This window comes from Alphaproteobacteria bacterium, assembly GCA_030740435.1.
Taxonomy (GTDB): Bacteria; Pseudomonadota; Alphaproteobacteria; order UBA2966; family UBA2966.
The window spans coordinates 1-25,729 of sequence record JASLXG010000084.1 but is presented as its reverse complement, the minus strand read 5'-3'; the positions used below and the strand labels follow the sequence as shown (position 1 = coordinate 25,729).

Genomic DNA, 25,729 nt, shown 5'->3' with positions numbered 1-25,729 from the left:
GACCCGAAGTCCGTCCCGTTTCGATTCACCCATCGGGTGTGCCATGCCAACCACTCCATCAACTCCTCAACATATTGATTCTTATAGCATAATCTCCATCTCAGGGCATCGATTAACGAGTTCATCTGGGAAATGGGGGCTTAAACCAGAGGACGGAATCAATAAGAAAATTCGAAATTTTGCAATGGGTTAAATGGTGTTTCGGGGAAATTGCGCGAGGTTCGGCGGCGGCCCGGAAAATCCGAGGCTCACCCAGGTTGGCGCTCCAGGGCCGCCGTGGCCTGCTCTACAAGCTCGGCCATGATGTCGGCGGTGGGCTGTTCCGACTTGACCAGGCCGACGCTTTGGCCGGCCATCAGCGAACCCTCCTCGACGTCGCCGTCGATGGCGGCGCGCTTCAGGGCGCCGGCCCAGAAATGTTCGATCTCGAGCTGGGCCGCCTTCTGCTCCAATTCACCGCCCCGGTAGCGCGCGATGACCTCGTGCTGAAAGGCGATGAAGCGTTGGCTGCCGCGGTTGACCAGGGCCCGCACCGGGATCACGGGAAATTCGGGGTCGACCTGCACCGTGGGCACGGCATCGCGGGCATTGGCGCGGATGAAGGCGCGCTTGAAGTCGGCATGGGCGATGCACTCCTCGGCACAGACGAAGCGGGTGCCCAGTTGCACGCCGGCGGCACCCATCTCCAGATATAGCGCCATGGCCTCGCCCCGCCCGATGCCGCCGGCCACGAAGACCGGCACGGCGTCGATTTCGGGCAGGATCTCCTGGCACAGCACGCTGGTCGCCACCGGTCCGATATGGCCGCCAGCCTCGGCGCCCTCGACGATGATGCCGTCGATGCCGGCCCGTACCAGGCGGCGTGCCACCGCCAGCGCCGGGGCAAAGCCCAGCACCCGAATACCGGCCTCTTTGAGGCGCTCGATGTCGGCCGTGCGCGGCAGGCCGCCGGCCAGCACCACGTGACCGACTTTTTGCCGGGCGCAAACCGCCATCAGGTCCTCGATCTGGGGATGCATGGTGATAAGGTTGACGCCGAAGGGCTGCTCGGTGCGCTGGTTGGTGGCTTCGATCTCGGCTTCGAGGAGGTCCGGCGTCATGGCGCCGCAGGCGATGACGCCGAAGCCGCCGGCGTTGGAGATGGCGGCCACCAGATGGCGATCGGAGAGCCATGACATGGCGCCGCCCAGAATGGCGTAGCGCACCCCCAGCAGCTCGCGGCCGCGGCTCCACAGCCGTTCCAGCCGCAAAGCCCCGGGGGTTGCTCCCGTTTCAGCTGCCATCGAGGCCATAGGCGCTGTGCAGCGCGCGCAGAGCCAGTTCGGTGTATTCCTCACTGATCAGCACGCTGACCTTGATCTCGGAGGTCGAAATGACCTCGATGTTGATGCCCTTTTCGGCCAGCGTGGCGAACATGCGCGAGGCCACGCCGGCATGGCTGCGCATGCCGACGCCGATGATCGAGATCTTGGCGACGCCGTTGTCGCACAGCATATCCTCGTAGCCGATGGCCTGGCGGGCGCCTTCGATGACCTTGACCGCGTCATCGAAGTCGGCCTCGGTGACGGTAAAGGTGAGGTCCGTGGTTTCGTCCTCTTCCGAGACGTTCTGCACGATCATGTCGACGTTGATGCTGGCCTCGGCCAGGGGGCCGAAAATGGCGGCGGCGACGCCGGGGCGGTCGGCCACCCGGCGCAGCGTAATTTTGGCTTCGTCGCGGGAATAGGCGATGCCACTGACGATTTGCTGTTCCACGATCTCATCCTCATCTACGACCAGGGTTCCGGGGGTGGCGCTGAAGCTCGACAGGACCTGTACCCGCACGCGGTGGTTCATGGCCATGACGACGGCGCGGGTTTGCAGGACCTTGGCGCCCTGCGAGGCCATTTCGAGCATTTCCTCGTAGGTGATCTTGTCCAGCTTGCGGGCCTTGGCGACGATGCGCGGGTCGGCCGTGAAGACGCCGTCCACGTCGGTATAGATGTCGCAGCGATCGGCCCCCAGCGCCGCCGCCAGGGCCACCGCGGAGGTGTCGGTGCCGCCCCGGCCGATGGTGGTCAGGCGGTTGTCCGGTGCCAGGCCCTGATAGCCGGCCATCACCGCCACCTCGCCCTTGGCCATGCGGGCGCCGACCTCGGCCGCCTCGATATCGAGTATGCGGGCGCCGCCGTGCACGTTGTCGGTGCGCACCGGCAGCTGCCAGGCCAGCCATGAGCGCGCCGCCAGGCCCAGGTCCTGCAACGCCATGGCCATCAGGCCGCTGGTGATCTGTTCACCGGTCGAGACCACGACGTCGAACTCGCGGGCATCGTGCAGGCTGGCCACGTCCGCCGTCCAGTTGATCAACTGATCGGTGGTGCCGGCCATGGCCGAGACCACCACGGCGATCTCGTGGCCGGCCTCGGATTCGGCTCTGACGCGGCGCGCCGCCTCGTGGATGCGGCCGATGTCGGCCACCGAGGTGCCGCCGAATTTCATCACCAAACGCGACATACGCGATAGTTCCCGAAGTTAAGCTGTTCTCGTTCGCGGTGGTTTCCCACCCCCTCAAGGGCGGCTATACATACTCTTTACCTCCCGGCCAAGGCAACTGTACGATGCGCCAATCCAAAGCTTCCCCCGCGCCTTCGATAGACGCCGACGAAGTGGCTCGTTTCGCCGCCCTGGCCGACCAATGGTGGGACCCGGAAGGTGAGCTGAAGGCGCTGCACCGCCTCAATCCGGTGCGTCTGGCCTATAGCCGGGATCGCCTGGCCGATCATTTCGCGGCAAAGCTGAAGGGGGCCTCCGAGCTCAAGCCGCTGGCCGGCCTGAGATTGCTCGACGTGGGCTGCGGCGGGGGCATCTTCGCCGAGCCGCTGTGCCGCCTGGGGGCCGAAGTCGTGGGCCTGGACGCCGGCGCCGAGGCCGTCGGCGTGGCGCGGCACCACGCCCAAGCCGCCGGCCTCGACATCGACTACCGCCAGGCCAGCGCCGAGGAACTGGCGGCCGGCGGCGAGCAGTTCGATGCCGTGCTGGCCCTGGAGGTGATCGAGCACGTGGCCGACCTGGGCGCCTTCATGACCGCCATCGGCAGGCTGGTGGCGCCGGGCGGCGCCTTTATCGGGGCGACGCTGAACCGCACCATGAAGTCCTGGGCCATGGCCGTGGTGGCCGCCGAATACCTGCTGGGCTGGGTGCCGCGCGGCACCCACCAGTGGGACCGCTTCGTCAAACCCTCGGAACTGGCCCGCCAGCTCAGGCCCGCCGGCCTCGAGCTTAGCGACCTCTCGGGCGTGGTCTACCACCCGCTGACCGACGCCTGGCGCCTGGGCCGGGATTTGTCCGTCAACTATCTGGCTTTTGCCACCAAGCGCGATCGCTAGCCCGCATTTCTCAGTTATCCGCGGTTTCGACCCAGGGGACCTGCTTGAATTCGACGCCTTCCTCGCTGAGCTCGCTGGCCTCTTCGGGCGTCGCCTCGCCATAGATATTGCGCTGGTCGACCTCGCCGTGGTGGATCTTGCGGGCCTCCTCGGCGAACTCGGGGCCGACGTAGTCGCAGTTCTGCTCGACCTGATGGCGCATCTCGCCCAGCACCTCCAACGCCGCCGCCCGGGCCGCCAGTTCCCGGCCCGTGCTTTCCTTCTGCACCGCCACGTTGGGCGCCATGGGCGCCTTCTCGACCTTGCTCTCGCCGCACACCGGACAATCCACCTTGCCGGCCCTGGTCTGGGCCTGGCAGCTGGCGCTGTCGCGAAACCAGGCCTCGAAGACATGGTCGTTGCAGCATTTGAGATCGTAGACGATCATAGGGATTGTTGGACGATTCCTGCGGTTGCGCTGCGAAATAGATGGCATGGCCACGAGCGAAGAGCAAGAGAAAGGCGAAACCCCGGGGCATCGCGGCCTCGACCAGCAGCCCTCGCAGTGGGTCGAGAGATTCGCCCCGCTGGTGCCTGCGGGCGGCCCGGTGCTCGACTTGGCGGCCGGCGGCGGTCGCCACAGCCGGCTTTTCCTGAAGCGCGGCCACGCCGTCACGGCCATCGACCGCGACCTTTCGGGACTGACGCCGGCGGAGACCCTCACCCGGCATGAGCATGACCTCGAGGACGGCCGGCCCTGGCCTCTGGTTGGCCAAACCTATGCCGCCGTCGTGGTGACGAACTACCTCTTCCGGCCACTGTTCCCGGAGCTGCTGGCTGCTCTCGCCACCAGCGGCTTGCTGATCTACGAAACCTTCGCCCAAGGCAACGAGCGCTTCGGCCGGCCGCGCAACCCCGACCACCTGCTGCGGCCCGGCGAGCTTCTGGATTTGGCTGGCGATCTCACGGTCCTGGCCTACGAACAGGGTGAAGTGACCGAGCCCTGGCCGGCCGTGGTGCAGAGAATAGCTGCCCAAAAGCCGATGGACTAGGATCGGCCCCAGGGTCCGCGCCGCGGGCGGCTAACGGTGGGCACATGCTGGCTGGTCCGACGGGGCCGGGGCCGGCCGCGCACCACAGTGAGACCGCTGGGCGAACGGGCCCGGGCGGTCAGCAGCTTGATATCCTTGCGCTTAAAGAGCCAGATCAGCGCCAGCCCGGCCGCGAAGCCGCCGATATGGGCCCACCAGGCGACGCCACCGCCGGCCGGATCGGCCAGGGCGCCGTTGATCAGTTGCAGCACGAACCAGCCACCCAGCACCCACAGCGCCGGCAGGCGCACGGTGGTGAAAATGACGAAGATGGGGATCAGCACCAGCACCTTGGCCCTGGGATAGAGCAGCGCATAGGCCCCCAGCACGCCGGCGATGGCGCCCGAGGCGCCGATCATGGGAATCCGCGAGGCCGGGTCCAGGGCCGCCTGGGCCGCCGCCGCGGCCAGTCCGCAGACCGCGTAGAAGGCGATAAAACGGCCGTGCCCCATGGCGTCCTCGACGTTGTTGCCGAAGATCCAGAGGTAGAGCATGTTGCCGATCAGATGCATCCAGCCGCCGTGCAGGAACATGGAGGTGACGGGCGTCAGTGCCGCCGGCACCATGACCAGTTCGGGCGAGAGCTCGGCCTTGCCCAAGAGCACGGCGGGAATGAAACCGAGGCTCAAAACCACGCCCCCGTTGCCCGGCGTCTGTTGCCACAGAAAGACCAGAACGCAGATGGCGATCAGGGCCCAGGTGACGTAGGGCCGGATCTCGGTCGGGTTGTCGTCGTGCAGCGGTATCATGGGCGCCTCGTTGCGCCCAACCATGTAATACGAGGCGCCGCCAAATACCAGCCGCCGTGCGGTCCTGGACAGTCCCGAAGGTTTGCGAAAGGATGCCGGTTCTTGGCCAGGGCAAGAGGGGGCGATGCAGGCATGACACTCGATCCGCAGGCGCAACTGGTGCTCGACATGGCGGCCAAGAGCAGGCGGCCGCCGCTCGAGACGCTGAGCCCGGTCGAGGCCCGGCGCGAATACGAGGAGATGGTCAAGCTGGTGGCCGGCCGGGGCCCCGAGATGCACGCCGTCGAGGAGCTCGAGGCCGCCGGCCCTTTCGGCGCCATCCCGCTCCGGCTCTACCGCCCGCGCCCGGCCCAGGGGCCGGAGCCCGTTTTGATCTACCTGCACGGTGGCGGCTACGTCATCGGCAGCCGCCAGAGCCACGACGTGCCTTGCCGTTTCCTGGCCCAGGAGGGCGATTGCCTGGTGATTTCGGTCGACTACGTCATGGCGCCCGAGCACCCCTTTCCCGAACCCGGCGAGGACGTCTGGGCGGCCACCGCTTGGATCGCCGAAAATGCCGCCCGCCTGGGCGGCGATGCCGGGCGCATCGCCATCGGCGGCGACAGCGCCGGCGCCGATCTCGCCACTGTCACGGCCATCCGGGCCCGCGACGAAGGCGGCCCCGGGCTTTGTTTCCAATTGCTCTATTACCCCGGCACCGACAAGACCTGCAGTTTCGCTTCGCACCGCGAACTGGGTGAGGGCTACCGGCTGACCAGCGATCTGATCGACTATTTCATGAAACATTACTTTAGCGCCGGCGGTGACGACCGCGACCCCCGCGCCTCGCTGCTCTATGCCGAAGACCTGAGCGGGCTGCCGCCGGTGCTGCTGGTGACGGCCGGCTACGATCCCCTCAAGGACGAGGGCCGTGCCTACGCCGAAAAGCTGCAGGCGGCCGGCAACGATGCCCGGCTTTCCCACTATCCCGGCATGCTGCACGGCTTCATTTCCATGCCGGGCCTGCTCGACGCGGCAGGCCAAGCCTTGGCCGAAGGCGGCCAGGCCCTGAAGACGGCGTTCGGAACCTGACTGAAATCAGCCACACTATTGAAACGGCCGACGGCTGGTGTTTGGCGGTCACGGCCTTCGAGCCCAGCGCAAAAACGGATCTGCCGGTCCTGTTGGTCTTTCCGGCCATGGGAGCGCCGGCGCGGATCTACGGTGAAGCGGCGGCGGCGCTGGCGGCCGAGGGCTGCGTTGCCGTCACCGTCGATCCCCGCGGCGTCGGCCAAAGCGGGCCGGCGCCCTCGCGGCGTATCGATTACGGCCTCGACGCTTTTCTCGAACGGGACTGGCCCGCGGTCACGAATTGGGCCCGCGAGCGCTATCCCGGCCGGCCGCTGGTGCTGCTGGGCCACAGTCTGGGCGGCATGGTCAGCGCGCTTTATGCCGGCCTGGCGCCCGAAGGCGTCGATGGCCTGGTGCTGCTGACCACCTCGCACGTCCATTACCGACATTGGCCGCGACCGGTGGGCTGGCTGGTCTGGGGCAACTTCGTGGCCTTTGCGACGCTGGCCCGGTTGTTGGGCTACTTTCCCGGGCAGCGCCTGGGCTGGGGCAGCCCCATCGCCCGCCAACTGGTGATCGACTGGGCACGCTGGGGCACCACGGGCCGATACCGGAGCCCCAGCGGCGATGATGTCGACGGGCTGCTGGCCCGGGTGGCGCTGCCGGTGTTGTCGATCTCGTTCAGTGACGACCGCAACTTCGGCCCCAAGCGCGCCGTCGACGGATTCTGTGTGCGGCTCCGGTCGGCCGAGCTAACCCGCTGGCATCTGCAACCCGACGAGGTTGGCCGCCAAAGCGTCGGCCACTTCGGCCACCTGCGCGACTGTCCTCAGCTTTGGTGGCGCATCGCCGAGTGGCTGGCGCAGGTAAGGCCTGCCTAAATGCGCCAGGCCGAATGCAGGGCCGCCACACCGCCCAGCAGGTTGCGGTGCTTGACGCGCCCCAGGCCGGCCCGGGTGATGGCCTTGGCCAGTGTCGCCTGGTCGGGAAACTGGCGGATGCTCTCGGCCAGATAGTCCGATCCAGGCACGTCGAAAAGCCTGGCCGCGCGTGGCAGCAAGCGATCGAGATAGACCTTGTGGGGGTTCTCCAGCAGCGGCAGCACGACGGAGCTGAAATCGAGGCAGAGAAAGCGGCCGCCCGGGCGCAGCACCCGCCGCGCCTCGGCCAGGGCGGCGTCTAGGTTGCTGACGTTCCTCAGGCCGTAGGCGATGGTGTAGGCGTCGGCAAAGCCGTCCGCTATGGGCAGCGCCTCGGCATTGCCACAGAGCCAACTGAGGCCGCGCACCTGATTGCGGTTGAACGCGCGGTCGCGGCCCACCTCGAGCATGCGCTGGTTGATGTCGCAGACCACCGCCGTGCCTGTGCCGCCCAGCCGCTTGAGGAAACGGTTGGCGATATCGCCGGTGCCGCCGGCCACGTCAAGCAGCCGCATGCCCGGGCGTGGTGCCAGCCAATCCATCATCGAGCTGGCCCAGAGATGATGAACGCCGCCGCCGAGCACGGTGTTCATGAGGTCGTAGCGCTCCGCCACGTCATCGAACAGCGCCCGCACCCTTTGCCTCTTGTCGGGCTGGGCGGGTTTGGCAGGGTGGGCGGCCGGCTGCTCGGTCATGGTCCGCCGACGTTAGCAATTGAGGCCCGTGCCGTCATCCCCGATCGCCGCCCCAAAGTGCCGCCCGGATCCTCTGCAGGTAGCCCCGTGGGCGGGCCTCCCTGGGTGCCCTGGAGCTCGTTGACAGTCCCCCACCGTGGTCTTATGCTGCACTGCGAAATAGGCTGGCCCAGGCGGTTTTTCGGCCGTGTTGTCGGCCCTTGCCCTTTTCCCTTTTGCTCTGGAGTCTTACGCTGATGAAGGTGCTCGTCGCGGTCAAGCGCGTCATCGATTACAACGTCAAAGTCCGGGTCAAAGGCGACAACACCGGCGTCGAGACGGCCAACGTCAAGATGTCGATGAACCCCTTTGACGAAATCAGCGTCGAGGAGGCGCTACGCCTGCGCGAGGCCGGCACGGCCGACGAGGTGGTGGCTGTCAGCCTCGGCGTCCAACAGTGCCAGGAAACCATCCGCACGGCCCTGGCCATGGGCGCCGACCGCGGCATCCTGGTCAAGAGCGACGAGGAGTTGCAGCCCCTGGCCGTGGCCAAGCTGCTCAAGGCGGTGGTCGACCAAGAGGCCCCCGGCCTGGTCATCCTGGGCAAGCAGGCCATCGACGATGACGCCAACCAGTGCGGCCAGATGCTGGCGGCCCTGGCCGGCTGGCCCCAGGCCACCTTCGCCTCGAAGATCGAGATCGCTGACGGCAAGGCCAACATCACCCGTGAGGTCGATGGCGGCCTCGAAAACATCGCCGTCGACCTGCCCTGCGTCGTGACCACCGATCTCAGGCTGAACGAGCCCCGTTACGCCAGCCTGCCCAACATCATGAAGGCCAAGAAGAAACCGATCGACGAGAAGACGCCTGAGGAGTTGGGCGTCGACATCGCGCCCCGCCTGCGTGTGCTCAAGGTCGAGGAGCCGCCGACGCGCCAGGCCGGCGTCATCGTCGAGAGCGTGGCCGAGCTGGTCGAGAAATTGCGTGACGAGGCAGGAGTAATCTGATGACCGCGCTGGTAGTAGCCGAACACGAAGGCGGCGCTTTGCGCGACGCCGTGCTCAACACCGTCACCGCGGCCGGCCAACTGGGCGGCGAGGTGCACATGCTGGTGGCCGGCTCGGCCGCCGCCGCCGAAGCGGCGGCCAAGATCGCCGGCGTCACCAAGGTGCTGTCGGCCGACGACGGGATTTACGAAAATCCCCTGGCCGAAAGCCTGGCGACGCTGGTCGTCAGCCTGGCCGGCGGCTACGACGCTGTGCTGGCGGCCGGCAACACCTTCGGCAAGAACCTCATGCCGCGGGCCGCGGCGCTCATGGACGTGGCCCAGATCTCGGAGATCGTCGAGGTCGTCTCGGCCGACACCTACGTGCGCCCGATCTACGCCGGCAACGCCATGGAAACGGTGCAGTCGAGCGATGCCATCAAAATGATCACGGTGCGCACCACGGGCTTCGCGGCGGCCCCGGCCGAGGGCGGATCGGCCGCCGTCGAGAGCGTCGCGGCGGCCGAAAACCCGGGCAACTCGAGCTTCGTCGGCCGGGCGTTATCGAAATCCGAACGGCCCGAGCTGACCTCGGCCCAAGTCGTCGTCTCGGGCGGCCGTGGCATGCAGAGCGGCGACAATTTCCACTTGATCGAGGCCGTGGCCGACAAGCTGGGGGCCGCCGTCGGCGCCTCGCGCGCCGCCGTCGATGCCGGCTTCGTGCCCAACGACTATCAGGTCGGCCAGACCGGCAAGATCGTGGCTCCCGACCTCTACATCGCGGTCGGCATCTCCGGCGCCATCCAGCATCTCGCCGGCATGAAGGATTCGAAGGTCATCGTCGCCATCAACAAGGACGAGGAGGCGCCGATCTTCCAGGTCGCCGATTTCGGCCTGGTGGCCGACCTCTTCAAGGCCCTGCCGGAACTCGACGAGGAACTGGCCAAGGCCGGGCTTTAGTGTTTGATGGAAACCGCCCGGGTGGCCGGGCCGACACAACGAGATAAGTAAATGAGTAACGAGATCCGCAAAATCGGCATCATCGGCGCCGGCCAGATGGGCAACGGCATCGCCCACGTCTGCGCCCTCTCGGGCTACGACGTGGTGCTCAGCGACCTCACCATGGAGGCCGCCGAAAAGGGCCTGGCCATCATCGAGCGCAATATGGACCGCCAGGTCGGGCGCAACGTCATCAGCGACGACGACCGCACTTCCGCGCTGGGCCGCATCGCGCTGGTGGCCGAGTTGAAGGATATGGGCGATGCCGACCTGATCATCGAATCGGCGGCCGAGGACGAGAAGGTCAAGCGCGGCATTCTCGATGAGCTCTGTCCGGTGCTCAAGCCCGAGGCCCTGATCGCCACCAACACCTCGTCGATATCGATAACCCGCCTGGCCGCCGGCACCGACCGCCCCGGCCAGTTCGTCGGCATGCATTTCATGAACCCGGTGCCGATGATGAAGCTGGTCGAGCTGATCCGCGGCATCACCACCGACGAAAGCACCTACCGCGTGGTGCACGAGGTTGCCATCAAGCTGGGCAAGACGCCGGCCAACGCCGAGGACTTCCCGGCCTTCATGGTCAACCGCATCCTGCTGCCCATGATCAACGAGGCCATCTACACGCTTTACGAAGGCGTCGGTTCGGTCGAGGCCATCGACACCTCGATGCGGCTCGGTGCCAACCACCCCATGGGGCCCTTGCAGCTCGCCGACTTCATCGGCCTCGACGTCTGCCTGGCTATCATGCAGGTGCTCTACGAGGGCCTGGCCGACACCAAATACCGGCCCTGCCCATTGCTCGTGAAGTACGTCGAAGCCGGCTGGGTCGGGCGCAAATCAGGCCGCGGATTCTACGACTACACCACCGACGTGCCGACGCCGACGCGCTGAGGAATATCTCTTAGGATCCGCCGCCGATGAAGTGGCGGAAGAGCGCGATGGCATCGTCTGAATCCCATTCCGCCGGGCCGACCATGCGGCCCAGCGCCCGGCCCTGGCGATCCAGCAGCACCGTCGCCGGCAGGCCGTAGGCGCCGAAGGCGCGGGCCGAACGGCTGGTGGGATCGACGTAGACGGCCAGGTTGCCGACGCCGATCTCCTGTAGGAAGGCGCTGACCACGGCCGGGCCCTTGCGATCCTGGCTCAGCGCCAGGACAGAAAAATCCTCGCCTCCAAGCTTGGCCTGAAGGCGATCCAGCGCCGGCATCTCGCGCCGGCACGGCGCGCACCAGGTGGCCCAGAAATTAAGCAACACCACGCGGCCCTCGAATTCCCGCAGCGAATGGGGCTGGCCCATGGTGTCGATGAAGGCGATCTCCGGCACTGGCTTGGCTTCGGGCAAAAGGGTAAAGTTCCGCATCTTGCCGCGCGCCGGGGACGGCGGGGCGCCCGATTCGGACGCTGACGCCACAGGGGCAACAAGGACAACAGCGGCAAATGCCACCAGGCCAACGACGAACACAATCGCCAGGAGCCAGGTCGCAGTGTTGAAGGGGTGCCTGAGAGCCATGGGTCGAGGGCCGATCTTCGTTAAGCTTTCGCCGTTACGAATAACATAGTCGATCCGGCGCATCGCGCCAGTGGAGTCACGTCATGCCCAAGCGGTCGAAGCAGCAGAACCCCCAAGGCCAAGCGAACCCCCTCTGGGGCGGGCGCTTTGCGGCCGGGCCGGCGGCCGTGATGGAGGCCATCAACGCCTCGGTCGATTTCGATCAACGGCTGGCCGACCAGGACATCGAGGGCTCGAAAGCGCATTGCCGCATGCTGGTGGCCCAGGGCATCGTTTCCCAGGCCGACGGCCGGGCCATCCTCGATGGTCTCGACCAGGTGGCCGGGGAAATCGCCGCCGGCAGCTTCGATTTCAAGCGCCAGCTGGAGGACGTGCATCTCAACATCGAGGCCCGGTTGCTCGAAATCGTCGGTCCGGCGGCCGGGCGGCTGCATACGGCGCGCTCGCGCAACGATCAGGTGGCTACCGACCTCAAGCTCTGGGTGCGCCAGGCCTGCGACGATCTGGACCAGGCACTCCATGGCCTGCAAGGCGCCCTGGTGGAGCGTGCCGACGAACACGCCGACACTATCATGCCGGGGTTTACCCACCTGCAGACGGCCCAGCCGGTAACCTTCGGCCACCATATGATGGCCTATTTCGAGATGTTCGGGCGCGACCGCGGACGCCTGGCCGACTGCCGCCGGCGGCTCAACGAATGCCCGCTGGGCGCCGCTGCCCTGGCCGGCACCTCGTTCGCCATCGACCGCGATATGACAGCCCGCGAGCTCGGCTTCGCCAAGCCCGCGGCCAATTCCATGGACGCCGTTTCGGACCGCGACTTTGCCCTGGAATACCTGGCGGCGCTGGCGCTGATGGCGGTGCACCTCTCTCGCCTGGGCGAGGAGATCGTGCTCTGGGCCAGCCCCCAATTCGGCTTCGTCGCGCTGCCCGACGAGCTCTCGACCGGCTCCTCCATCATGCCGCAGAAGAAGAACCCCGACGCCGCCGAATTGGTGCGGGCCAAGGCGGGCCGGGTGATCGGCGCGCTTAGCGGCCTGCTGGCCACCCTCAAGGGGTTGCCGCTCTGCTACGCCAAGGATCTGCAGGAGGACAAGGAGCCGGTCTTCGACGCCTCCGACAGCGTGGCGCTCGGCCTGGCGGCGATGACCGGCATGGTGGCCCGGATGAAGCTCAACGAGGGCGCCATGGCGGTGGCCGCGGGCGCCGGCTTCAGCACCGCCACCGACCTCGCCGACTGGCTGGTGCAGAACGCCGACATGCCCTTTCGCGAGGCCCACGAGGTGACCGGCCGGATCGTTCGCCTGGCCGAGGACCGGGGCGTCACTCTGGATCGGTTGGCGCTCGAGGATCTGCGGGCCGTGGCCCCGGCGCTCGGCAACGAGGTTTACGCCGTGCTCGATCCGGCCCGTGCCCTGGCCGGGCGCTCGAGTGCCGGCGGCACGGCGCCTGAGCGGGTGCGCCAGGCCGTGGCGGCGGCGCGCCGGCAGCTGGCGGAGGAAGCACCGTGAGGCTGGCGGGAAGTTTAGCGCTGCTGGCCCTGGCCCTGGCGCTGGCCGGCCCGCTGGCGGCCTGCGGCAAGAAGGGACCGTTGGAGGCGCCGCCGGGAGAGCAAGCCGAGGAGGAGGCGAAGAAGAAGCGGCAATAGCATGGACCACTTCGACTATCACGATTCCGAGCTCTGCGCCGAAGGGGTGGCGCTGCGCCGCATTGCCGCGGCCGTGGATACGCCGTTCTATTGCTATTCAACGGCCACGCTGGAGCACCACTACCGGGTCTTCGCCGGGGCCTTTGCCGATGTCGAGGCCGAGTTCTGCTATGCCGTCAAGGCCAACTCGAACCTCGCCGTGATCCGCACCCTGGCCCGGCTCGGCGCCGGTGCCGACGTGGTCTCCGAGGGCGAGATGCGCCAGGCCCTGGCCGCCGGCGTGAGGCCCGAGCGCATCGTCTTTTCCGGCGTCGGCAAGCGGCCCAGCGAGCTCAGTGCGGCCTTGGACGCAGGTATCGGCCAGTTCAACGTCGAATCGGCGGCCGAGCTCGAGACGCTGTCGGGGCTGGCCGCAGCGGCCGGTTCGCGCGCTCGCATTGCGCTGCGTCTCAACCCTGACGTCGATGCCGCCACCCACGCCAAGATCACCACCGGCAAGGCCGAGAACAAGTTCGGTATCGCCTGGCCCGAGGCCCGCGAGATCTACGCCCGGGCAGCAGGGTTGCCCGGCCTCGAAGTGGTCGGTGCCGCCATGCACATCGGCTCGCAGATCACCGAGCTCGGGCCCTTCGAAAAAGCCTTCACTTTCCTGGTCATGGCCGTCGAGGCGTTGCAGAGCGACGGCCACGACATCCGCCGGCTCGACTTGGGCGGCGGCCTGGGCATCCCCTACGGCCAGGAAGAAGTGCCCTCGCCGGCCCAGTACGGCGCCCTGGTCAAACGCCTGACGGCACCCGCGCGCTGCCGCCTGGTGCTGGAGCCGGGCCGGGTCATCGTGGGCAACGCTGGCGTGCTGGTGACCCGGGTGATCTATCTCAAGGAAAACGCCGGGCGGCGCTTCGTCATCGTCGACAGCGCCATGAACGACTTCATGCGGCCCAGCCTTTATGACGCCCGCCACCAGGTGGTGCCGGTGCGCCAGGCGCAGGAGGCCTCGGCCGGCCAGCCCGTCGACATCGTCGGCCCGATCTGCGAGACCAGCGACACCCTGGCCCGCGACGTCGTGCTGCCGCCCCTGGTCACCGGTGATCTCCTCGCCATCCGCAGTGCCGGCGCCTATGGTGCGGTGATGGCCTCGACATACAACGGACGGCCCCAGGTCGCCGAGGTGCTGGTCAACGGCGAGCAGTTCGCCGTGGTGCGGCCGCGCCAGACGCTGGCCGAGCTGCTGGCCACCGACCGCCTGCCCGACTGGCTGCAGACCGAGCCTGGCGGGGGCTCCTGATGAGCGGCGACGGCGGCACGGTAGAGCCGGCGGCGCTTCGCCGCTCCGTCCTGCGTGCCCTGGCCTGGCGCCAGGGAATGGCAAAGGCTGCGCTATTCTGGGAAAGCCTGTGGCCGGCGTTGTGGCCGGCTTTGGCCGTGGTGCTGCTGTTCCTGGTGCTGGCGCTACTGGAGTTCTGGCGCTGGCTGCCGGGCTGGCCCCATGTGGTGGCGCTGGCCCTCTTTGGCATGGCCCTCGTCCTGGCCTTGGTGCTGGGTTTGAGGGGGCTGCGGCTGCCCGACCGGGCGGCGGCGGAACGGCGGTTGGAGAAGGCCAGCGCTTTCGTTCACCGGCCGCTCTCGACATTGCGCGACGACATCGGCGGCGGCGCCGGCGACGCTGGTGCCCGATCGCTCTGGCGCCTGCACCAGAGCCGCACCATCGCCGCCATCCGGGGTTTGCGTGTGGGTTGGCCGCGGGCCGGCCTGGCGCGCCGCGACCCCTGGGGATTGCGGGCCGTGCTGGGGCTTGGCCTGTTCATCGGCCTGGCTGGCGCGGGCGGCGACTGGGGCAACCGTGTGGCCCGCGCGCTCAGCCCCGAATTCGCCCTCGCTGGAGCCAGCCCCAGCCTGCTGGAAGCCTGGATCACGCCGCCGGCCTACACTGGCGTCGCCCCCCTGGTGCTGAGCGGCGCCGGTCAAACCATGGCGCAAGACATTCCGGCCGTACTGGCCATCCCCCGGGGCAGCACGCTGTTGGCCCGGGTCAGCGGCAAAGGCCGGCCGGAACTGCGCCTCGACGCCGCCAGCATGCCCTTCGAGAGCATCGATGCGGACAACCACCAGATCGAGACGAGCATCGAGACGGGCAGCGAAATCGCCGTCCTCCAGGAGCAACGCGTGCTTGGCCGTTGGCCTATCGCGGTGACGCCGGACCGGCCGCCGAGCGTCGCCTTTGGGGGCCAGCCCACGGCCAGCCCACGGGCTGCCCTTAAGCTGCCCTTCGAGGCCAGCGACGACTACGGCATCGAGAGCCTGAGCCTGCAGATGTGGCGCCAAGGCGGTGATGCCACAACCACCATGCAGACCGAGCAGACCGAAGAAATCGAGCTGGCGCTGCCCTCGCTGCGGCCACGCCAGGCCAAAGGCAGCAGCCAGAAAGACCTCACGCCACACCCCTGGGCCGGCTTCGAAGTGGTGCTGCGGCTGGCTGCCCGGGACAGCCTGGGCCAGACCGGCTTGAGCAAGAAAATCACCATGGTGCTGCCGGAGAGGCAGTTCAACCACCCCGTGGCCCGGACCCTGATCAAGGAGCGCAAGCGTCTCACCAGCGAACCCGAAGCCCGCCGCACGATCGCCCGGGCGCTGGTCGCCATCGCCTCCTTCCCGGAGAAATATCACGACGACGCGGTGGCCTTCCTGGGCATGCGCAGCGCCGCCAGCCGGCTCTTGCACGACCCCAGCGTCGAAGCCATCGGGGAGGTCCAGGACATTCTCTGGGACACGGCATTGCGCATCGAGGACGGCGAATTTTCACTGGCCGAGCGTGAGTTGAGGAAGGCCGAGGAGGCTTTGGCCGAAGCGCTCGCGCGCGACGCCGACGAGGCCGAGATCGAGCGCCTTTTGCAAGAGCTCCAGGCGGCGCTGGACAAGTACCTCGAAGCGCTCACCGAGATGGCGCGGCGCCAGGCCAAAGAGGGCGCCCGGCCGCAACCCTTCGATCCCGACATGATGATGATCGATCGCCAGGATCTGTCCCGCATCATGGAGCGCATACGCGATCTCAACCGCATGGGGGCGCGCCAGGCCGCCCGCGAGTTGTTGTCGCAGCTCAAGAACCTGCTGCAAAACCTGCGCTCCAGCGTCATGACCGGCCAGCCCCAACGGAACGGTCGCGGTCAACGCCTGATGCGCGACCTTGGCGATCTGATGCGGCGCCAGCAGAAACTCCTCGACCAGACCTTCCGGGCCCACCAGCAGGGCCGCCGGGGTGAGCTCAGACTGCCCGATGGCCGCCAGGGCAGTGCCGCCCAGGAGGCGCTGCGCCGGGCGCTGGGCGACATCATGCGCCGCCTGGGCGAAGGCAGAGGTGGTATCCCCGAAGCACTGGGCCGGGCCGAGCGCTCGATGAAGGGGGCTCGCCAGGCCCTGGAAGGCGGCAACCCGGGCGCCGCCGTCGGCCCCCAGGGCGAGGCCCTGGACCAGTTGCGCCAGGGCGCCGGATCGTTGATGCGCCAGATGATGGGCCAGATGGGCCGCACCCCGGGCCGGCCCGGCCAGCCCAGACGGCTGGGCCGGGGCAACGTCGATCCCTTGGGTCGGCCACTGCCCGGCGACGGCACCGACATCGGCAACTACGTCAAGATTCCCGACAAAGCCGCCATGCAGCGCGCCCGCGAAATCCTCGACGAGCTGCACCGCCGGGCCGGCCAGCGCCAACGCCCGCAGCTCGAGCGCGACTACATCGACAGGCTGCTGAAAAGGTTCTGATACCGGCGGTTCAAGCCAGCTCGGCCACAGCCAGCTCCAGGCTACGCACCAGTTCGGCCATAAACTCGAAATCCAGGGTTTCCGGCCGGTCGCTGGGCAAATGGTAGTGGGGATTGCGGAAAAAGGCCGTGTCGCAGACCATCAATGCCGGAATGCCGCGGTCCCAGAAGCTGGCATGATCGCTGAGCCGGGTGGCCGGCAGCAGCCAGCCGCGCAACGGCACGCACAGCGTCTCTACCGGTAGGCCGGGGTTCTTGCGAAAGCCCTGTTCGACCGAGCGCACCAGGGCCCGCGAGCGGCCGTCGCCGATCAAGCCGATGAAATTGCCCTCGGCCGGATAGCCGAGCCAGCGCACGGCCCAGGGATAGTTCTGCCGGGGCGCCGTGAAGCCCACCATTTCCAGCACGATGGCGGCTTTCACAGCCCGCCGTCCCTGGCGTCCGATGGCGCGCAGATAGGCCCGGCTGCCCTGCCAGCGGCTGGTATGGGCCGGCGGCTCCTCAAGGGTGAAGGCGATGAAGGTCAAGGGGCAGGGCGGCCGCACCAGGCGCCGGGCCGTCTCGAGCAAGACAGCCACGGCACTGGCGTTGTCGTCGGCGCCGGGGCTGGCGGGCACGGTGTCGTAGTGGGCGCCGATGATGACGGTGTCGCCCCCGCCCTGTCCCGGTGGCCGGGCGATCAGGTTGGCGACGCGACGGCCGCGATAGTCATAGGCCTGCTCCTCGACCTCGAAGCCGGCCTCGGTGAAGCTTGCCGCGACATAGTCCCGCGCCCGGTCGAGGCCGTCGCCTTCGAGCACCGAGCGCGGGCCGATCTCCTGGCAGAGCACCCGAACGTGGTTGCCGAGCGCTTCTTCCAGCTTCGCCGCCAAGGGGCTTACTCGCCCTCGATGACGCCGATGAAGGGCAGCTCGCGATGATAGTGGGCGTAGTCGAGGCCGTAGCCGACGACGAAGCGGTCGGGGCAGCCAAAGCCGACGAAATCGGCCTCGATCCCGGCCACCCTTTTGTGCTGCTTGTCGAGCAGCACGCAGAGCCTGACCTCGCTGGCCCCGCGCGCGATCAGGTTCTGCTTGGCAAAGGCAAGGGTGCGGCCCGATTCGAGGATATCGTCGACCAGCAGCACGGTGCGGCCTTCGATGGTATCGCCGACGTCGCGCACCACTTCCACCCGACCCTTGGATTGGCTGGCGCTGCCATAGCTCGAGAGCTGCATGAAATCGACCTGCGGCCGCACCTGGGCACGATAAAGTGCCCGCATCAGGTCGGCGGTAAAGACGAAGCTGCCCTTGAGCACGGCGACGAGCAGTATGTCGGGGCCGATGTCGGCGGCGATCTCAGAGCCCAGGGCCTGCACCCGCGCCGCGATCTCGGCTTCGCCGAACAGCTCATTGATGCCGGCATTCGTTTTCACCACGGGTTCATCCCGCTGCTGCAAGCAAGGGCTCAGCCTTCCGTCACGGAGAAGGTCACCGATAGTCCGCGCGCCTCGGCCGGCGGGTTGGGCACCCGGGTGCTGAAGTCGGTCTCGGCACCGGGTTCGAGCTGGTTGCTTTCGGTGCTGAAGGTCCAGGTGAAGATTTCCCGGCGGCCGGCATCCAAGAGCGCACCGCGCAGCTTGGGAATGATTTGGACATCTTCGGTTAGGTTGATGATCACGCCCTTGACCACGAGGATCGGTGTGTCGCCCTCGAGCACCTGGGAGGAAGCGATGTCCTTGAGGTCGAGGCCGAAGCCCGGCTGGGCCGGGCCCAGGCCGATCATCTCGTAGAGTTTGCTGGCCGGCGGCCACAGCTCGACGATCATCTCGCGGGCGAAAAAACCGCCACCGCCTATGCCACCGATCACCAGGACCAGGGCCAACCAGCCGATCAGCGCGGCAACGTTGAAGCCGCCCCGGCGGGCGGCGCCACGGCCGCCGCGAGCCCGGCTTGGCGGCCGGGCGACGAAGTCCTCGATGTTTTCGATGTCGGGCACGTCGAAGTCGTCCTCGGCCTCGCCAGCCGATGTTTCGGTGCCACTGTCGATGTCGACGCTGACATCGGTATCGCCATCGTCATCGCCATCGCTGTCATCCTCGCCAGCCGTGTCGGCCTGGGTGGCCTCGTCTTCGGGCAGGGCAAACGATCCCTCGGAAGGAATGTCGGATGGCGGCGGGATGTCCGGCGGCGGCGGCACTTCCGGTTCCAGAGGCGGCGGCGCCGGTTCCGGTGGCGGCGGTGGTGGTGGTGGCGGCGGTGCGGCCGCCAAGGGCGGTGGCGGCGGTGGCGGCGGTGGCGCGGCGGCCGGAATATCGACGCTCAACGGCATGTCGCGCGGCGGTTGCTCGATCCATTGCTGGCCGCATTTGGCACAACGAACCACGCGCCCGCTGGGCGTCAGGGCGTCCGGGTTGACATTGTACCGGGTATTACACGACGGACAGGTAAGAATCATGCCCCAGTTTGCCCCCAAAAAACTAAGCCGTTATAAGCCTTTTGCCCCAACCCAGGCAAGCACCAGCCCGGGATGCTGGCAGCGTGCTGGCCAGGGTGCTGGACTGCGGCACCGGCGCTGTGCGATTCTTGGCCCCAGGCGCCACGAGAAACCACAAGCTATCACAAGGCAGGCGAGGGCGCTGCAATCGAAGCGGGTGAGGAGCAGGCGCGGTGGTTCGCTTCCAAAATGTCGGAATGCGTTACGGGCGCGATCCCGAGATATTGCGCGACATCAGTTTTCATCTGGAAGGTGGATCCTATCATTTCCTGAGCGGTCCCAGCGGTGCCGGCAAGTCGTCCCTGCTCAAGCTGATGTACCTGGCGCTACGGCCTTCGCGAGGCCGGATCACCATGTTCAATCACGATTTCGCCACCATGCCCCGGCTGGAGTTGCCCAACCTGCGCCGGCGCATCGGCGTGGTCTTCCAGGATTTCCGGCTGCTCGATCACCTGACCGCGGTGGACAACGTGGCGCTGCCGCTACGCATTGCCGGCGCCCGCGAGGAAAAGATCCACGAATACGTGGCCGAGCTGCTGGCCTGGGTGGGGCTGGGCCACCACCTGGAGGCCCGGCCGCCGACGCTCTCGGACGGCGAGAAGCAGCGTGTCGCCATCGCCCGGGCGGTCATCGGCCGACCCAGCCTGCTGCTCGCCGACGAGCCCACCGGCAGCGTCGACATGGAACAGGGGCTGCGCATCCTGAGACTGTTCGAGGAGCTCAACAAGATCGGCACCACGGTAGTCATCGCCACCCATGACCGAAATCTCATCGAACGCTTTCAACACCCGACCCTGCGCATCGATCAAGGCGTGCTGACGGTCGAGCGCGGCGACCGCCCGCTGGGTGCCGGCGAGGACGGCTGAGTGGTATTGCGCCGCCGCCGGGATCTGCCGCTGGAGCGTGATGGTTCCGGAAGGTTTCTGCCCTGGACAATCGCCTTGATGGTTTACATGGCGGCCTTGGCGTTGACCGGGGCGGTGCTGCTCGATCGTGCCATTGAGCGCTGGAGCTCGGCACTCGGCGGCACCTTGACGGTGCAGGTGGCGGCCATCACCGGCCCCGGCGGCGGCGCCGAGACCAACGCCAGGGTGGCCACCGCGACAACCGTGCTCAAGCGCAGCAACGCCGTGGCCCGGGTTCGTGTGCTGTCACGGACCGAGATCGTGGCCCTGGTCGAGCCCTGGCTGGGCCGGGGCAATATCTCGGCCGACCTGCCGCTGCCGCGCCTGATCGACGTAACCCTCAAGGCGGGCCGTCAGGCCGAGCCGGGCGACTTGGGGAGGCTGGCCGAAAGCCTGGCCGCCGCCGTTCCCGGCAGCCGTGTCGACGACCACAAGATCTGGATGGGCGGGCTGCTGCGGCTGGCCCGAACCAGCCAGTTCGTGGCCTTGGCGGTGGTCGTGCTGATTGCCGCCGCGGCTGCCGCGACGGTGATCTTCGCCACAAACGCCGGCCTGGCGGTGCACCATGAAGTGATCGAGGTGCTGCACCTGATCGGTGCCCACGATACCTATGTGGCCCGCCAGTTCCAGGGCCACGCCGTGGCGCTGGCGCTGCGCGGCGGCACGCTGGGGCTGATCCTGGCGGCTCTGACGATTGCCCTGTTGTGGAGCCTGGCCGGTGAAATCGCCCAGCCGCTGCTGCCCCATCTCGAAATCGACGCAACACTTTGGGGGGCGCTGGCGACGTTACCTCTGGGTGCCGCCGCCATCGCCGCCACCACCGCCCGCACCACGGTGCTGCGGGCGCTCAGGCGCATGCCGTGAACCGGCTGGTGCTGCTCGATCGCGACGGCGTCCTCAACCAGGACCGCGACGATTACGTCAAGTCGCCCGATGAGCTGGTGATGATCGAAGGCGCCGCCGAGGCCGTGGCCAAGCTCAACCGGGCGGGTCTGGTGGTTGCCCTGGTGACCAATCAGTCGGCCGTCGGCCAGGGCATCATCGAGGCCGACATGCTGGAACGCATTCATCAGCGGCTGCGGGAAAACCTGGCCCGGGGGGGCGCCAGGCTCGACGAAATTTTCGTCTGCCCCGAGGCGCCCTGGCAGGCCAGCGAGCGGCGCAAGCCGGGCCCGGGCATGCTGCGCGAGGCGCTGGAACGCTTCCGGGCCGAGGCCGCCCGGACGCCGCTGATCGGCGACACGCTGGGCGATCTGCAAGCTGCCGCCCGGGCCGGCTGCCAGCGCTATCTGGTGCGCACCGGCAAGGGCGCGGCGACCCAGGCCGCCGGCCTGCCGCCAGAGGTGCTGCCGACCAGCATCCATGAATCGTTGGCGCCGGCGGTGGCGGCCCTGCTGGGGGAAGAGCCCTGAGGAAGGCGCCGCGCGCCCTGGCCGCCCTGGCCCTGGCCCTGGCCCTGGTTTGGCTGGGCGGTCTGCTATGGTTCGCGGGCCATTTGCCGAGCCAGGTCGAGGATCCGCATGAGCCCAGCGACGGCATTGTCGTGCTGACCGGAGGCACTGTCCGGCTGGCCGCCGGGTTTGCCCTGCTCGACGCCGGCAAGGCCAAACAGCTTTTTATTTCGGGCGTCCACCGTGGCACCAGCCGTGAGCACATAAAGCGCCTGATGGCGGAGGCGCCGGCCCGCTTCGAATGCTGCGTCGAGCTTGGCAAGGTGGCCGAGAACACCGCCGGCAACGCCACCGAGACGGCCGCCTGGGTGGCCCGAGGCGCCATCCGGACGCTGCGCCTGGTCACCGCCGGTTACCACATGCCGCGCAGCCTGCTGGAGTTTCGCCAGGTCATGCCCGAGGTCAGGCTGATCGCCCATCCGGTTTTTCCCAAGCACGTCAAGCTCGAGACCTGGTGGCGCTGGCCGGGCACGGCGCTGCTCTTGGCCACCGAGTTCAGCAAATACTTGTTCAGCCTCGTCAAAGCCCGGTTGGGCGGCCTCTCGGGCTCGCTGGCACCGGCATGATGTGGCTGCGCTCGCTGGCCTTCAACCTGGGCTTTTATGTCTGGACGGCATTCATGCTGGTGATCTGCTTACCGATTTTGGCCCTGCCGCGGCGCACCACCTTCCACTGCCAGCGCTTCTGGGCTCGCGGCGTGCTTTGGCTGATGCGGGCCCTGGTCGGCGTCACGGTCGAGATCCGGGGTCAGGCCAACCTGCCGGCCGGCGCCTGCATCCTCGCCGCCAAGCACCAGTCGGCCTGGGACACCCTGATCTGGCACCTCATCGTCGAGGACCCGGCCATGATCATGAAAAAGGAACTGTTACTGATCCCGCTCTATGGCTGGTATTCGCGCAAGGTGGGCATGATCGCCGTCGACCGCGGCGGCGGCGCCACGGCACTGAGAGGGCTGTTGCGTCAGGCCGAGACGGCGGCGGCCCTGGGCCGGCCCATCGTGATCTTTCCCGAGGGCACGCGCACGGCGCCGGGCCAGACCCGGCCCTATCAGCCCGGCGTGGTGGCGCTTTACGGCCACCTCGACCTGCCGGTGGTACCGGTGGCGCTCAATTCCGGACATTTCTGGCCCCGGCGCCGCTTTTTGCGCCGCCCGGGAACGATCAAGCTGGAATACCTCGAAGCCATGCCGCCGGGCCTCGAGCGCCGGCCCTTCGTCGCCGCCCTGGAAGAGCGCATCGAAACGGCCTGCGCCCGACTGCGGCCGGACTAGCCCGTGCTTGTGGATAAAACTGTGGATAATCTTGGAGTTGTTGGGAATTTGTCACCAGGGCCCTTGTGAAATACCGGGACAAATCGAAAAATCATTTTGAATCAACAAATTACGAGCCTATGTGGCTGTGGAAACATAACATGAACGCACGATTGACCCGGGCTCGCCCGCAGCCTAATATCTAAACGGCCCAGCGCCATTTTGCCACCAACGCCGCCGCCGTCACCGCTACCCGGAGGATTGCATGCCCGCGGTCGCCCCTATTTCCCAGCGCATCTGGGACATGAAATACCGCCTCAAGGCGGCCGACGGCAGCCCCGCCGACGGCACCATCGAGGACACCTGGCGCCGCGTCGCCGGGGCCCTGGCGGCGCTGGAGGAGGACCCGCAGCATTGGCGGCAGCGCTTCTACCAGGCCATGACCGGCTTTCGCTTGCTGCCGGCCGGACGCATCATCGCCGGCGCCGGCTCCGAGCGCAGCGTGACGCTGTTCAACTGCTTCGTCATGGGCCAGATCCCCGACGACATGTCGGGCATCTTCGAGCATCTCAAGGAAGCCGCGCTGACCATGCAGCAGGGCGGCGGCATCGGCTATGATTTTTCCACCTTGAGGCCCAAGGGGGCTGCGGTGCGGGGCGTCGGGGCCGATGCCTCGGGGCCGCTCACCTTCATGGACGTCTGGGATGCCATGTGCCGCACCATCATGTCGGCCGGCCACCGCCGCGGCGCCATGATGGCGACGCTGCGTTGCGACCACCCCGACATCGAGGCCTTCATCGAGGCCAAGCGCGAGCCCGGACGGCTGCGGATGTTCAATCTCTCGGTGCTGGTCACGGACCGTTTCATGGCGGCGGTGGACGGGGACGAAAGCTGGCCGCTGAGCTTTGGCGGCACCGACTACAAGTCGCTCTCGGCGCGCGAGCTCTGGGACCGCATCATGCGTGCCACCTACGCCAATGCCGAGCCCGGCGTCATCTTCATCGACCGCGTCAACCGCCTCAACAACCTGCATTACGCGGAAAGTATTTCTACAACCAATCCGTGTGGTGAACAACCGTTGCCCCCGTATGGCGCGTGCCTGTTGGGGTCGATCAATTTCGCGGCCCTGGTGCGTGAGCCTTTCGAGGCCGCGGCGGCGCTCGACGAGGCGGCGCTCGAGGATTGCGCCCGGGTTGGCGTCAGGCTTCTGGACAACGCCATCGACGTCTCCAACTTCCCGCTCCCGGAACAGGAGCACGAGGCCCGCATGAAACGTCGCATCGGGCTCGGTTTTACCGGCCTGGCCGATGCCCTGATCATGTGCGGCGCGCGCTACGGCTCGGACCGGGCGGTAGGGCTGACCGAACGCTGGGTCTCGATCCTGGCCCGGGCGGCCTATCTGGCGTCCACTGAGCTGGCGGCCGAGAAGGGGCCCTTTCCGCTCTATGAGCCCGGCCCTTATCTCGCCGGCGAGAACGTCCAGCGCCTCGATGCCGAGGTCCGCGCCGCCATCGAGCGTCACGGCATGCGCAACGCCCTGGTTACTTCGGTGGCCCCCACCGGCACCATTTCGCTCTTTGCCGACAACGTCTCGTCGGGGCTGGAGCCGGTTTTCAGCTTCTCCTACTCGCGCGCCGTGACCCAACCCGACGGCGGCCGACGCGAGGAGCAGGTCAGTGCCTATTCGCTGCGCCTCTACCGCCAGCTCAAGGGCGAAGCGGCGCCGCTCAGCGAGGCTTTCGTCGACGCCCAGCAGCTCACGCCCGAGGATCACGTAGCTATGCAGGCCGCCGTCCAGGCCCACATCGACAGCGCCGTCTCCAAGACCATCAACCTGCCCGAGGAGATCTCCTTCGAGGACTTCAAGGACATCTACCGCCTGGCCTACGCCTCGGGCTGCAAGGGCTGCACCACCTATCGGCCCAACGAGGTCACCGGTGCCGTGCTGTCCAGAGCCGACCAGCAGCCCGACAGCGACCAGCCCGAGCTGCCGCTGAGCGAGCCCACAGCGGCGAAGCCTGCACCCGACAGCCTGGACCAAAGCGTGGTCTACATGACCCGACCGCTGGACCGCCCCGAGGTGCTGGAGGGCAACACCTACAAGGTGCGCTGGCCCGAGACCGACCACGCCATCTACATCACCATCAACGACGTCGTCCAGGACAGCCGGCGCCGGCCCTTCGAGGTCTTCATCAATTCCAAGAACACCGAACACTATGCCTGGACGGTGGGCCTGACGCGCATGATCTCGGCCGTCTTCCGCCGTGGCGGCGATATTTCTTTCGTTGTCGACGAGCTCAAGGCCGTCTTTGACCCGCGCGGCGGCCAATGGGTGGGCGGGCGCTACGTGCCCTCGCTGCTGGCCGCCATCGGCGAGGTCATCGAGGAGCACCTGATCGAGATCGGCTTCATCAGGGGCACGGAGCCCGACATCGAGCCCGAGAGCCAGCGACAAGCCCTGGCCGTCGGCGACGAGCCCCAGGACCGGCGCTTCCGCCAATGCCCGCGCTGCGGCCAGGCCTCGCTGGTGCGCCTGGAAGGCTGCGACACCTGCACGGCGTGTGCCTATTCGCGCTGCGGCTAGGGCATTTCAAGTTTTGTTGGAATCGCCCGGCCACCCGCTCCCCCTCCCAACCACCCAGAGCGTTCCATTGATGGGTGGTTGGCAGGGGGAGCGGGTGGCCGGGGGTCCTAACTCGCGACATGGGTAACACATCTACGTCACGACATGGGTAACAGTTCAAACTATCGGCAGGGAGGAGCTGCCGATGCCTTGGACGGAGAGCCGCAGCAGAACGGCCGTCATGAACGCATGCACCTGACCCTGAAGCAGGAGACGGCCAGTCCGCCGGCGGACAGCTTGGCGGAACAGCTTGTACGCTTCCGCGACTTTCAACAGGTCTTCAATCACCAACGGCCGCATC

Annotated in this window: 26 protein-coding genes and 1 pseudogene; 18 read left to right on the top strand and 9 right to left on the bottom strand. The window is 67.4% G+C overall.

The features are described from left to right. Positions 1-248 precede the first annotated feature (248 nt). Positions 249-1,283, bottom strand: coding sequence for a nitronate monooxygenase family protein (locus QGG75_09885; protein ID MDP6067543.1), 1,035 nt, complete (start codon positions 1,281-1,283; stop codon positions 249-251). Beyond that, on the bottom strand, positions 1,273-2,493 hold the full coding sequence (locus QGG75_09880) for an aspartate kinase (GenBank protein ID MDP6067542.1): 1,221 nt from the start codon (positions 2,491-2,493) through the stop codon (positions 1,273-1,275). Before QGG75_09880 ends, QGG75_09885 begins: the two co-directional genes overlap by 11 nt. Positions 2,494-2,597: 104 nt before the next feature. On the opposite strand from QGG75_09880, the gene ubiG reads away from it, so the two are divergent. Continuing rightward, positions 2,598-3,365 carry a bifunctional 2-polyprenyl-6-hydroxyphenol methylase/3-demethylubiquinol 3-O-methyltransferase UbiG gene (gene ubiG, locus QGG75_09875; GenBank protein MDP6067541.1) on the top strand — a complete coding sequence of 256 codons (768 nt, stop codon included), beginning with the start codon at positions 2,598-2,600 and terminating at the stop codon, positions 3,363-3,365. Positions 3,366-3,375: 10 nt separating this feature from the next. Here the strand turns inward: ubiG and QGG75_09870 are convergent, their stop codons facing one another. Further along, on the bottom strand, positions 3,376-3,792 hold the full coding sequence (locus QGG75_09870; GenBank protein ID MDP6067540.1) for a DUF1178 family protein: 417 nt from the start codon (positions 3,790-3,792) through the stop codon (positions 3,376-3,378). 46 nt (positions 3,793-3,838) lie between these two features. Between QGG75_09870 and QGG75_09865 the strand changes: the two genes are divergently transcribed. After that, positions 3,839-4,396, top strand: coding sequence for an SAM-dependent methyltransferase (locus tag QGG75_09865; GenBank protein ID MDP6067539.1), 558 nt, complete (start codon positions 3,839-3,841; stop codon positions 4,394-4,396). On the opposite strand, the gene QGG75_09860 is transcribed toward QGG75_09865, so the two are convergent. Then, the gene (locus QGG75_09860) at positions 4,393-5,208 is read right to left on the bottom strand and encodes a rhomboid family intramembrane serine protease (GenBank protein ID MDP6067538.1); all 816 of its coding nucleotides are present in this window, start codon (positions 5,206-5,208) and stop codon (positions 4,393-4,395) included. The genes QGG75_09865 and QGG75_09860 overlap by 4 nt on opposite strands. Before the next feature lie 108 nt (positions 5,209-5,316). On the opposite strand from QGG75_09860, the gene QGG75_09855 reads away from it, so the two are divergent. Beyond that, the gene (locus tag QGG75_09855) at positions 5,317-6,255 is read left to right on the top strand and encodes an alpha/beta hydrolase (protein ID MDP6067537.1); all 939 of its coding nucleotides are present in this window, start codon (positions 5,317-5,319) and stop codon (positions 6,253-6,255) included. A 41-nt stretch (positions 6,256-6,296) separates the two neighbouring features. Further along, entirely contained in the window at positions 6,297-7,115 is an 819-nt protein-coding gene (locus QGG75_09850) for an alpha/beta fold hydrolase (GenBank protein ID MDP6067536.1), read from the top strand. On the opposite strand, the gene QGG75_09845 is transcribed toward QGG75_09850, so the two are convergent. Continuing rightward, positions 7,112-7,849: a class I SAM-dependent methyltransferase gene (locus QGG75_09845; protein ID MDP6067535.1), complete on the bottom strand. Its 738-nt coding sequence runs from the start codon at positions 7,847-7,849 to the stop codon at positions 7,112-7,114. The genes QGG75_09850 and QGG75_09845 overlap by 4 nt on opposite strands. 236 nt (positions 7,850-8,085) lie before the next feature. On the opposite strand from QGG75_09845, the gene QGG75_09840 reads away from it, so the two are divergent. The 3 genes from QGG75_09840 to QGG75_09830 are packed head-to-tail and all read left to right on the top strand — an operon-like array spanning position 8,086 to position 10,706. Continuing rightward, positions 8,086-8,835, top strand: a complete 750-nt coding sequence (locus tag QGG75_09840; GenBank protein ID MDP6067534.1) for an electron transfer flavoprotein subunit beta/FixA family protein — start codon at positions 8,086-8,088, stop codon at positions 8,833-8,835. Further along, entirely contained in the window at positions 8,835-9,773 is a 939-nt protein-coding gene (locus QGG75_09835; protein MDP6067533.1) for an FAD-binding protein, read from the top strand. Before QGG75_09840 ends, QGG75_09835 begins: the two co-directional genes overlap by 1 nt. 51 nt (positions 9,774-9,824) lie before the next feature. Beyond that, positions 9,825-10,706, top strand: a complete 882-nt coding sequence (locus tag QGG75_09830; protein MDP6067532.1) for a 3-hydroxybutyryl-CoA dehydrogenase — start codon at positions 9,825-9,827, stop codon at positions 10,704-10,706. A gap of 10 nt (positions 10,707-10,716) precedes the next feature. On the opposite strand, the gene QGG75_09825 is transcribed toward QGG75_09830, so the two are convergent. Then, positions 10,717-11,175 (bottom strand): TlpA disulfide reductase family protein, encoded by a 459-nt coding sequence (locus QGG75_09825; protein ID MDP6067531.1) that lies wholly within the window; start codon positions 11,173-11,175, stop codon positions 10,717-10,719. 233 nt (positions 11,176-11,408) lie between these two features. On the opposite strand from QGG75_09825, the gene argH reads away from it, so the two are divergent. The 4 genes from argH to QGG75_09805 are packed head-to-tail and all read left to right on the top strand — an operon-like array spanning position 11,409 to position 16,726. Further along, entirely contained in the window at positions 11,409-12,836 is a 1,428-nt protein-coding gene (argH, locus tag QGG75_09820; protein ID MDP6067530.1) for an argininosuccinate lyase, read from the top strand. Continuing rightward, positions 12,833-12,973, top strand: coding sequence for a lipopeptide (locus tag QGG75_09815; GenBank protein MDP6067529.1), 141 nt, complete (start codon positions 12,833-12,835; stop codon positions 12,971-12,973). Before argH ends, QGG75_09815 begins: the two co-directional genes overlap by 4 nt. 1 nt (position 12,974) lies before the next feature. Next, positions 12,975-14,258, top strand: a complete 1,284-nt coding sequence (gene lysA / locus QGG75_09810; protein MDP6067528.1) for a diaminopimelate decarboxylase — start codon at positions 12,975-12,977, stop codon at positions 14,256-14,258. After that, positions 14,258-16,726 carry a TIGR02302 family protein gene (locus QGG75_09805; GenBank protein ID MDP6067527.1) on the top strand — a complete coding sequence of 823 codons (2,469 nt, stop codon included), beginning with the start codon at positions 14,258-14,260 and terminating at the stop codon, positions 16,724-16,726. Before lysA ends, QGG75_09805 begins: the two co-directional genes overlap by 1 nt. A 10-nt stretch (positions 16,727-16,736) precedes the next feature. Here QGG75_09805 and QGG75_09800 read toward each other — a convergent pair whose 3' ends face one another. The 3 genes from QGG75_09800 to QGG75_09790 are packed head-to-tail and all read right to left on the bottom strand — an operon-like array spanning position 16,737 to position 19,035. Continuing rightward, positions 16,737-17,597, bottom strand: a complete 861-nt coding sequence (locus QGG75_09800) for a M28 family peptidase (protein MDP6067526.1) — start codon at positions 17,595-17,597, stop codon at positions 16,737-16,739. A 5-nt stretch (positions 17,598-17,602) separates the two neighbouring features. Beyond that, a complete protein-coding gene (gene hpt, locus QGG75_09795; GenBank protein MDP6067525.1) occupies positions 17,603-18,142 on the bottom strand; it encodes a hypoxanthine phosphoribosyltransferase in 540 nt (179 codons plus the stop codon). A gap of 29 nt (positions 18,143-18,171) precedes the next feature. After that, complete coding sequence (locus QGG75_09790) at positions 18,172-19,035, bottom strand: DUF3426 domain-containing protein (protein MDP6067524.1); 864 nt, start codon at positions 19,033-19,035, stop codon at positions 18,172-18,174. A gap of 338 nt (positions 19,036-19,373) precedes the next feature. Here QGG75_09790 and ftsE point away from each other — a divergent pair, with 338 nt between their 5' ends. The 7 genes and pseudogenes from ftsE to QGG75_09755 all read left to right on the top strand — a co-directional run bounded on the left by ftsE (position 19,374) and on the right by QGG75_09755 (position 25,729). Beyond that, entirely contained in the window at positions 19,374-20,066 is a 693-nt protein-coding gene (gene ftsE / locus QGG75_09785; GenBank protein ID MDP6067523.1) for a cell division ATP-binding protein FtsE, read from the top strand. After that, positions 20,067-20,969, top strand: coding sequence for a cell division protein (locus QGG75_09780; protein MDP6067522.1), 903 nt, complete (start codon positions 20,067-20,069; stop codon positions 20,967-20,969). Beyond that, positions 20,966-21,517: a D-glycero-beta-D-manno-heptose 1,7-bisphosphate 7-phosphatase gene (gene gmhB, locus QGG75_09775; GenBank protein MDP6067521.1), complete on the top strand. Its 552-nt coding sequence runs from the start codon at positions 20,966-20,968 to the stop codon at positions 21,515-21,517. Before QGG75_09780 ends, gmhB begins: the two co-directional genes overlap by 4 nt. A gap of 83 nt (positions 21,518-21,600) precedes the next feature. Beyond that, positions 21,601-22,122 carry a YdcF family protein gene (locus QGG75_09770; protein MDP6067520.1) on the top strand — a complete coding sequence of 174 codons (522 nt, stop codon included), beginning with the start codon at positions 21,601-21,603 and terminating at the stop codon, positions 22,120-22,122. Next, positions 22,119-22,826: a lysophospholipid acyltransferase family protein gene (locus QGG75_09765; GenBank protein MDP6067519.1), complete on the top strand. Its 708-nt coding sequence runs from the start codon at positions 22,119-22,121 to the stop codon at positions 22,824-22,826. Before QGG75_09770 ends, QGG75_09765 begins: the two co-directional genes overlap by 4 nt. Before the next feature lie 244 nt (positions 22,827-23,070). Beyond that, the gene (locus QGG75_09760; GenBank protein ID MDP6067518.1) at positions 23,071-25,389 is read left to right on the top strand and encodes an adenosylcobalamin-dependent ribonucleoside-diphosphate reductase; all 2,319 of its coding nucleotides are present in this window, start codon (positions 23,071-23,073) and stop codon (positions 25,387-25,389) included. A 195-nt stretch (positions 25,390-25,584) separates the two neighbouring features. Then, positions 25,585-25,729, top strand: a pseudogene (locus QGG75_09755) (integrase core domain-containing protein).

Bases quoted from the DNA above. Each gene is read 5' to 3' on its own strand.
- QGG75_09885 (MDP6067543.1), bottom strand. From the start codon at position 1,283: ATGGCAGCTGAAACGGGAGCAACCCCCGGGGCTTTGCGGCTGGAACGG.
- QGG75_09880 (MDP6067542.1), bottom strand. From the start codon at position 2,493: ATGTCGCGTTTGGTGATGAAATTCGGCGGCACCTCGGTGGCCGACATC.
- ubiG (MDP6067541.1), top strand. From the start codon at position 2,598: ATGCGCCAATCCAAAGCTTCCCCCGCGCCTTCGATAGACGCCGACGAA.
- QGG75_09870 (MDP6067540.1), bottom strand. From the start codon at position 3,792: ATGATCGTCTACGATCTCAAATGCTGCAACGACCATGTCTTCGAGGCC.
- QGG75_09865 (MDP6067539.1), top strand. From the start codon at position 3,839: ATGGCCACGAGCGAAGAGCAAGAGAAAGGCGAAACCCCGGGGCATCGC.
- QGG75_09860 (MDP6067538.1), bottom strand. From the start codon at position 5,208: ATGGTTGGGCGCAACGAGGCGCCCATGATACCGCTGCACGACGACAAC.
- QGG75_09855 (MDP6067537.1), top strand. From the start codon at position 5,317: ATGACACTCGATCCGCAGGCGCAACTGGTGCTCGACATGGCGGCCAAG.
- QGG75_09845 (MDP6067535.1), bottom strand. From the start codon at position 7,849: ATGACCGAGCAGCCGGCCGCCCACCCTGCCAAACCCGCCCAGCCCGAC.
- QGG75_09840 (MDP6067534.1), top strand. From the start codon at position 8,086: ATGAAGGTGCTCGTCGCGGTCAAGCGCGTCATCGATTACAACGTCAAA.
- QGG75_09835 (MDP6067533.1), top strand. From the start codon at position 8,835: ATGACCGCGCTGGTAGTAGCCGAACACGAAGGCGGCGCTTTGCGCGAC.
- QGG75_09830 (MDP6067532.1), top strand. From the start codon at position 9,825: ATGAGTAACGAGATCCGCAAAATCGGCATCATCGGCGCCGGCCAGATG.
- QGG75_09825 (MDP6067531.1), bottom strand. From the start codon at position 11,175: ATGCGGAACTTTACCCTTTTGCCCGAAGCCAAGCCAGTGCCGGAGATC.
- argH (MDP6067530.1), top strand. From the start codon at position 11,409: ATGCCCAAGCGGTCGAAGCAGCAGAACCCCCAAGGCCAAGCGAACCCC.
- lysA (MDP6067528.1), top strand. From the start codon at position 12,975: ATGGACCACTTCGACTATCACGATTCCGAGCTCTGCGCCGAAGGGGTG.
- QGG75_09805 (MDP6067527.1), top strand. From the start codon at position 14,258: ATGAGCGGCGACGGCGGCACGGTAGAGCCGGCGGCGCTTCGCCGCTCC.
- QGG75_09790 (MDP6067524.1), bottom strand. From the start codon at position 19,035: ATGCCGTTGAGCGTCGATATTCCGGCCGCCGCGCCACCGCCGCCACCG.
- QGG75_09765 (MDP6067519.1), top strand. From the start codon at position 22,119: ATGATGTGGCTGCGCTCGCTGGCCTTCAACCTGGGCTTTTATGTCTGG.
- QGG75_09760 (MDP6067518.1), top strand. From the start codon at position 23,071: ATGCCCGCGGTCGCCCCTATTTCCCAGCGCATCTGGGACATGAAATAC.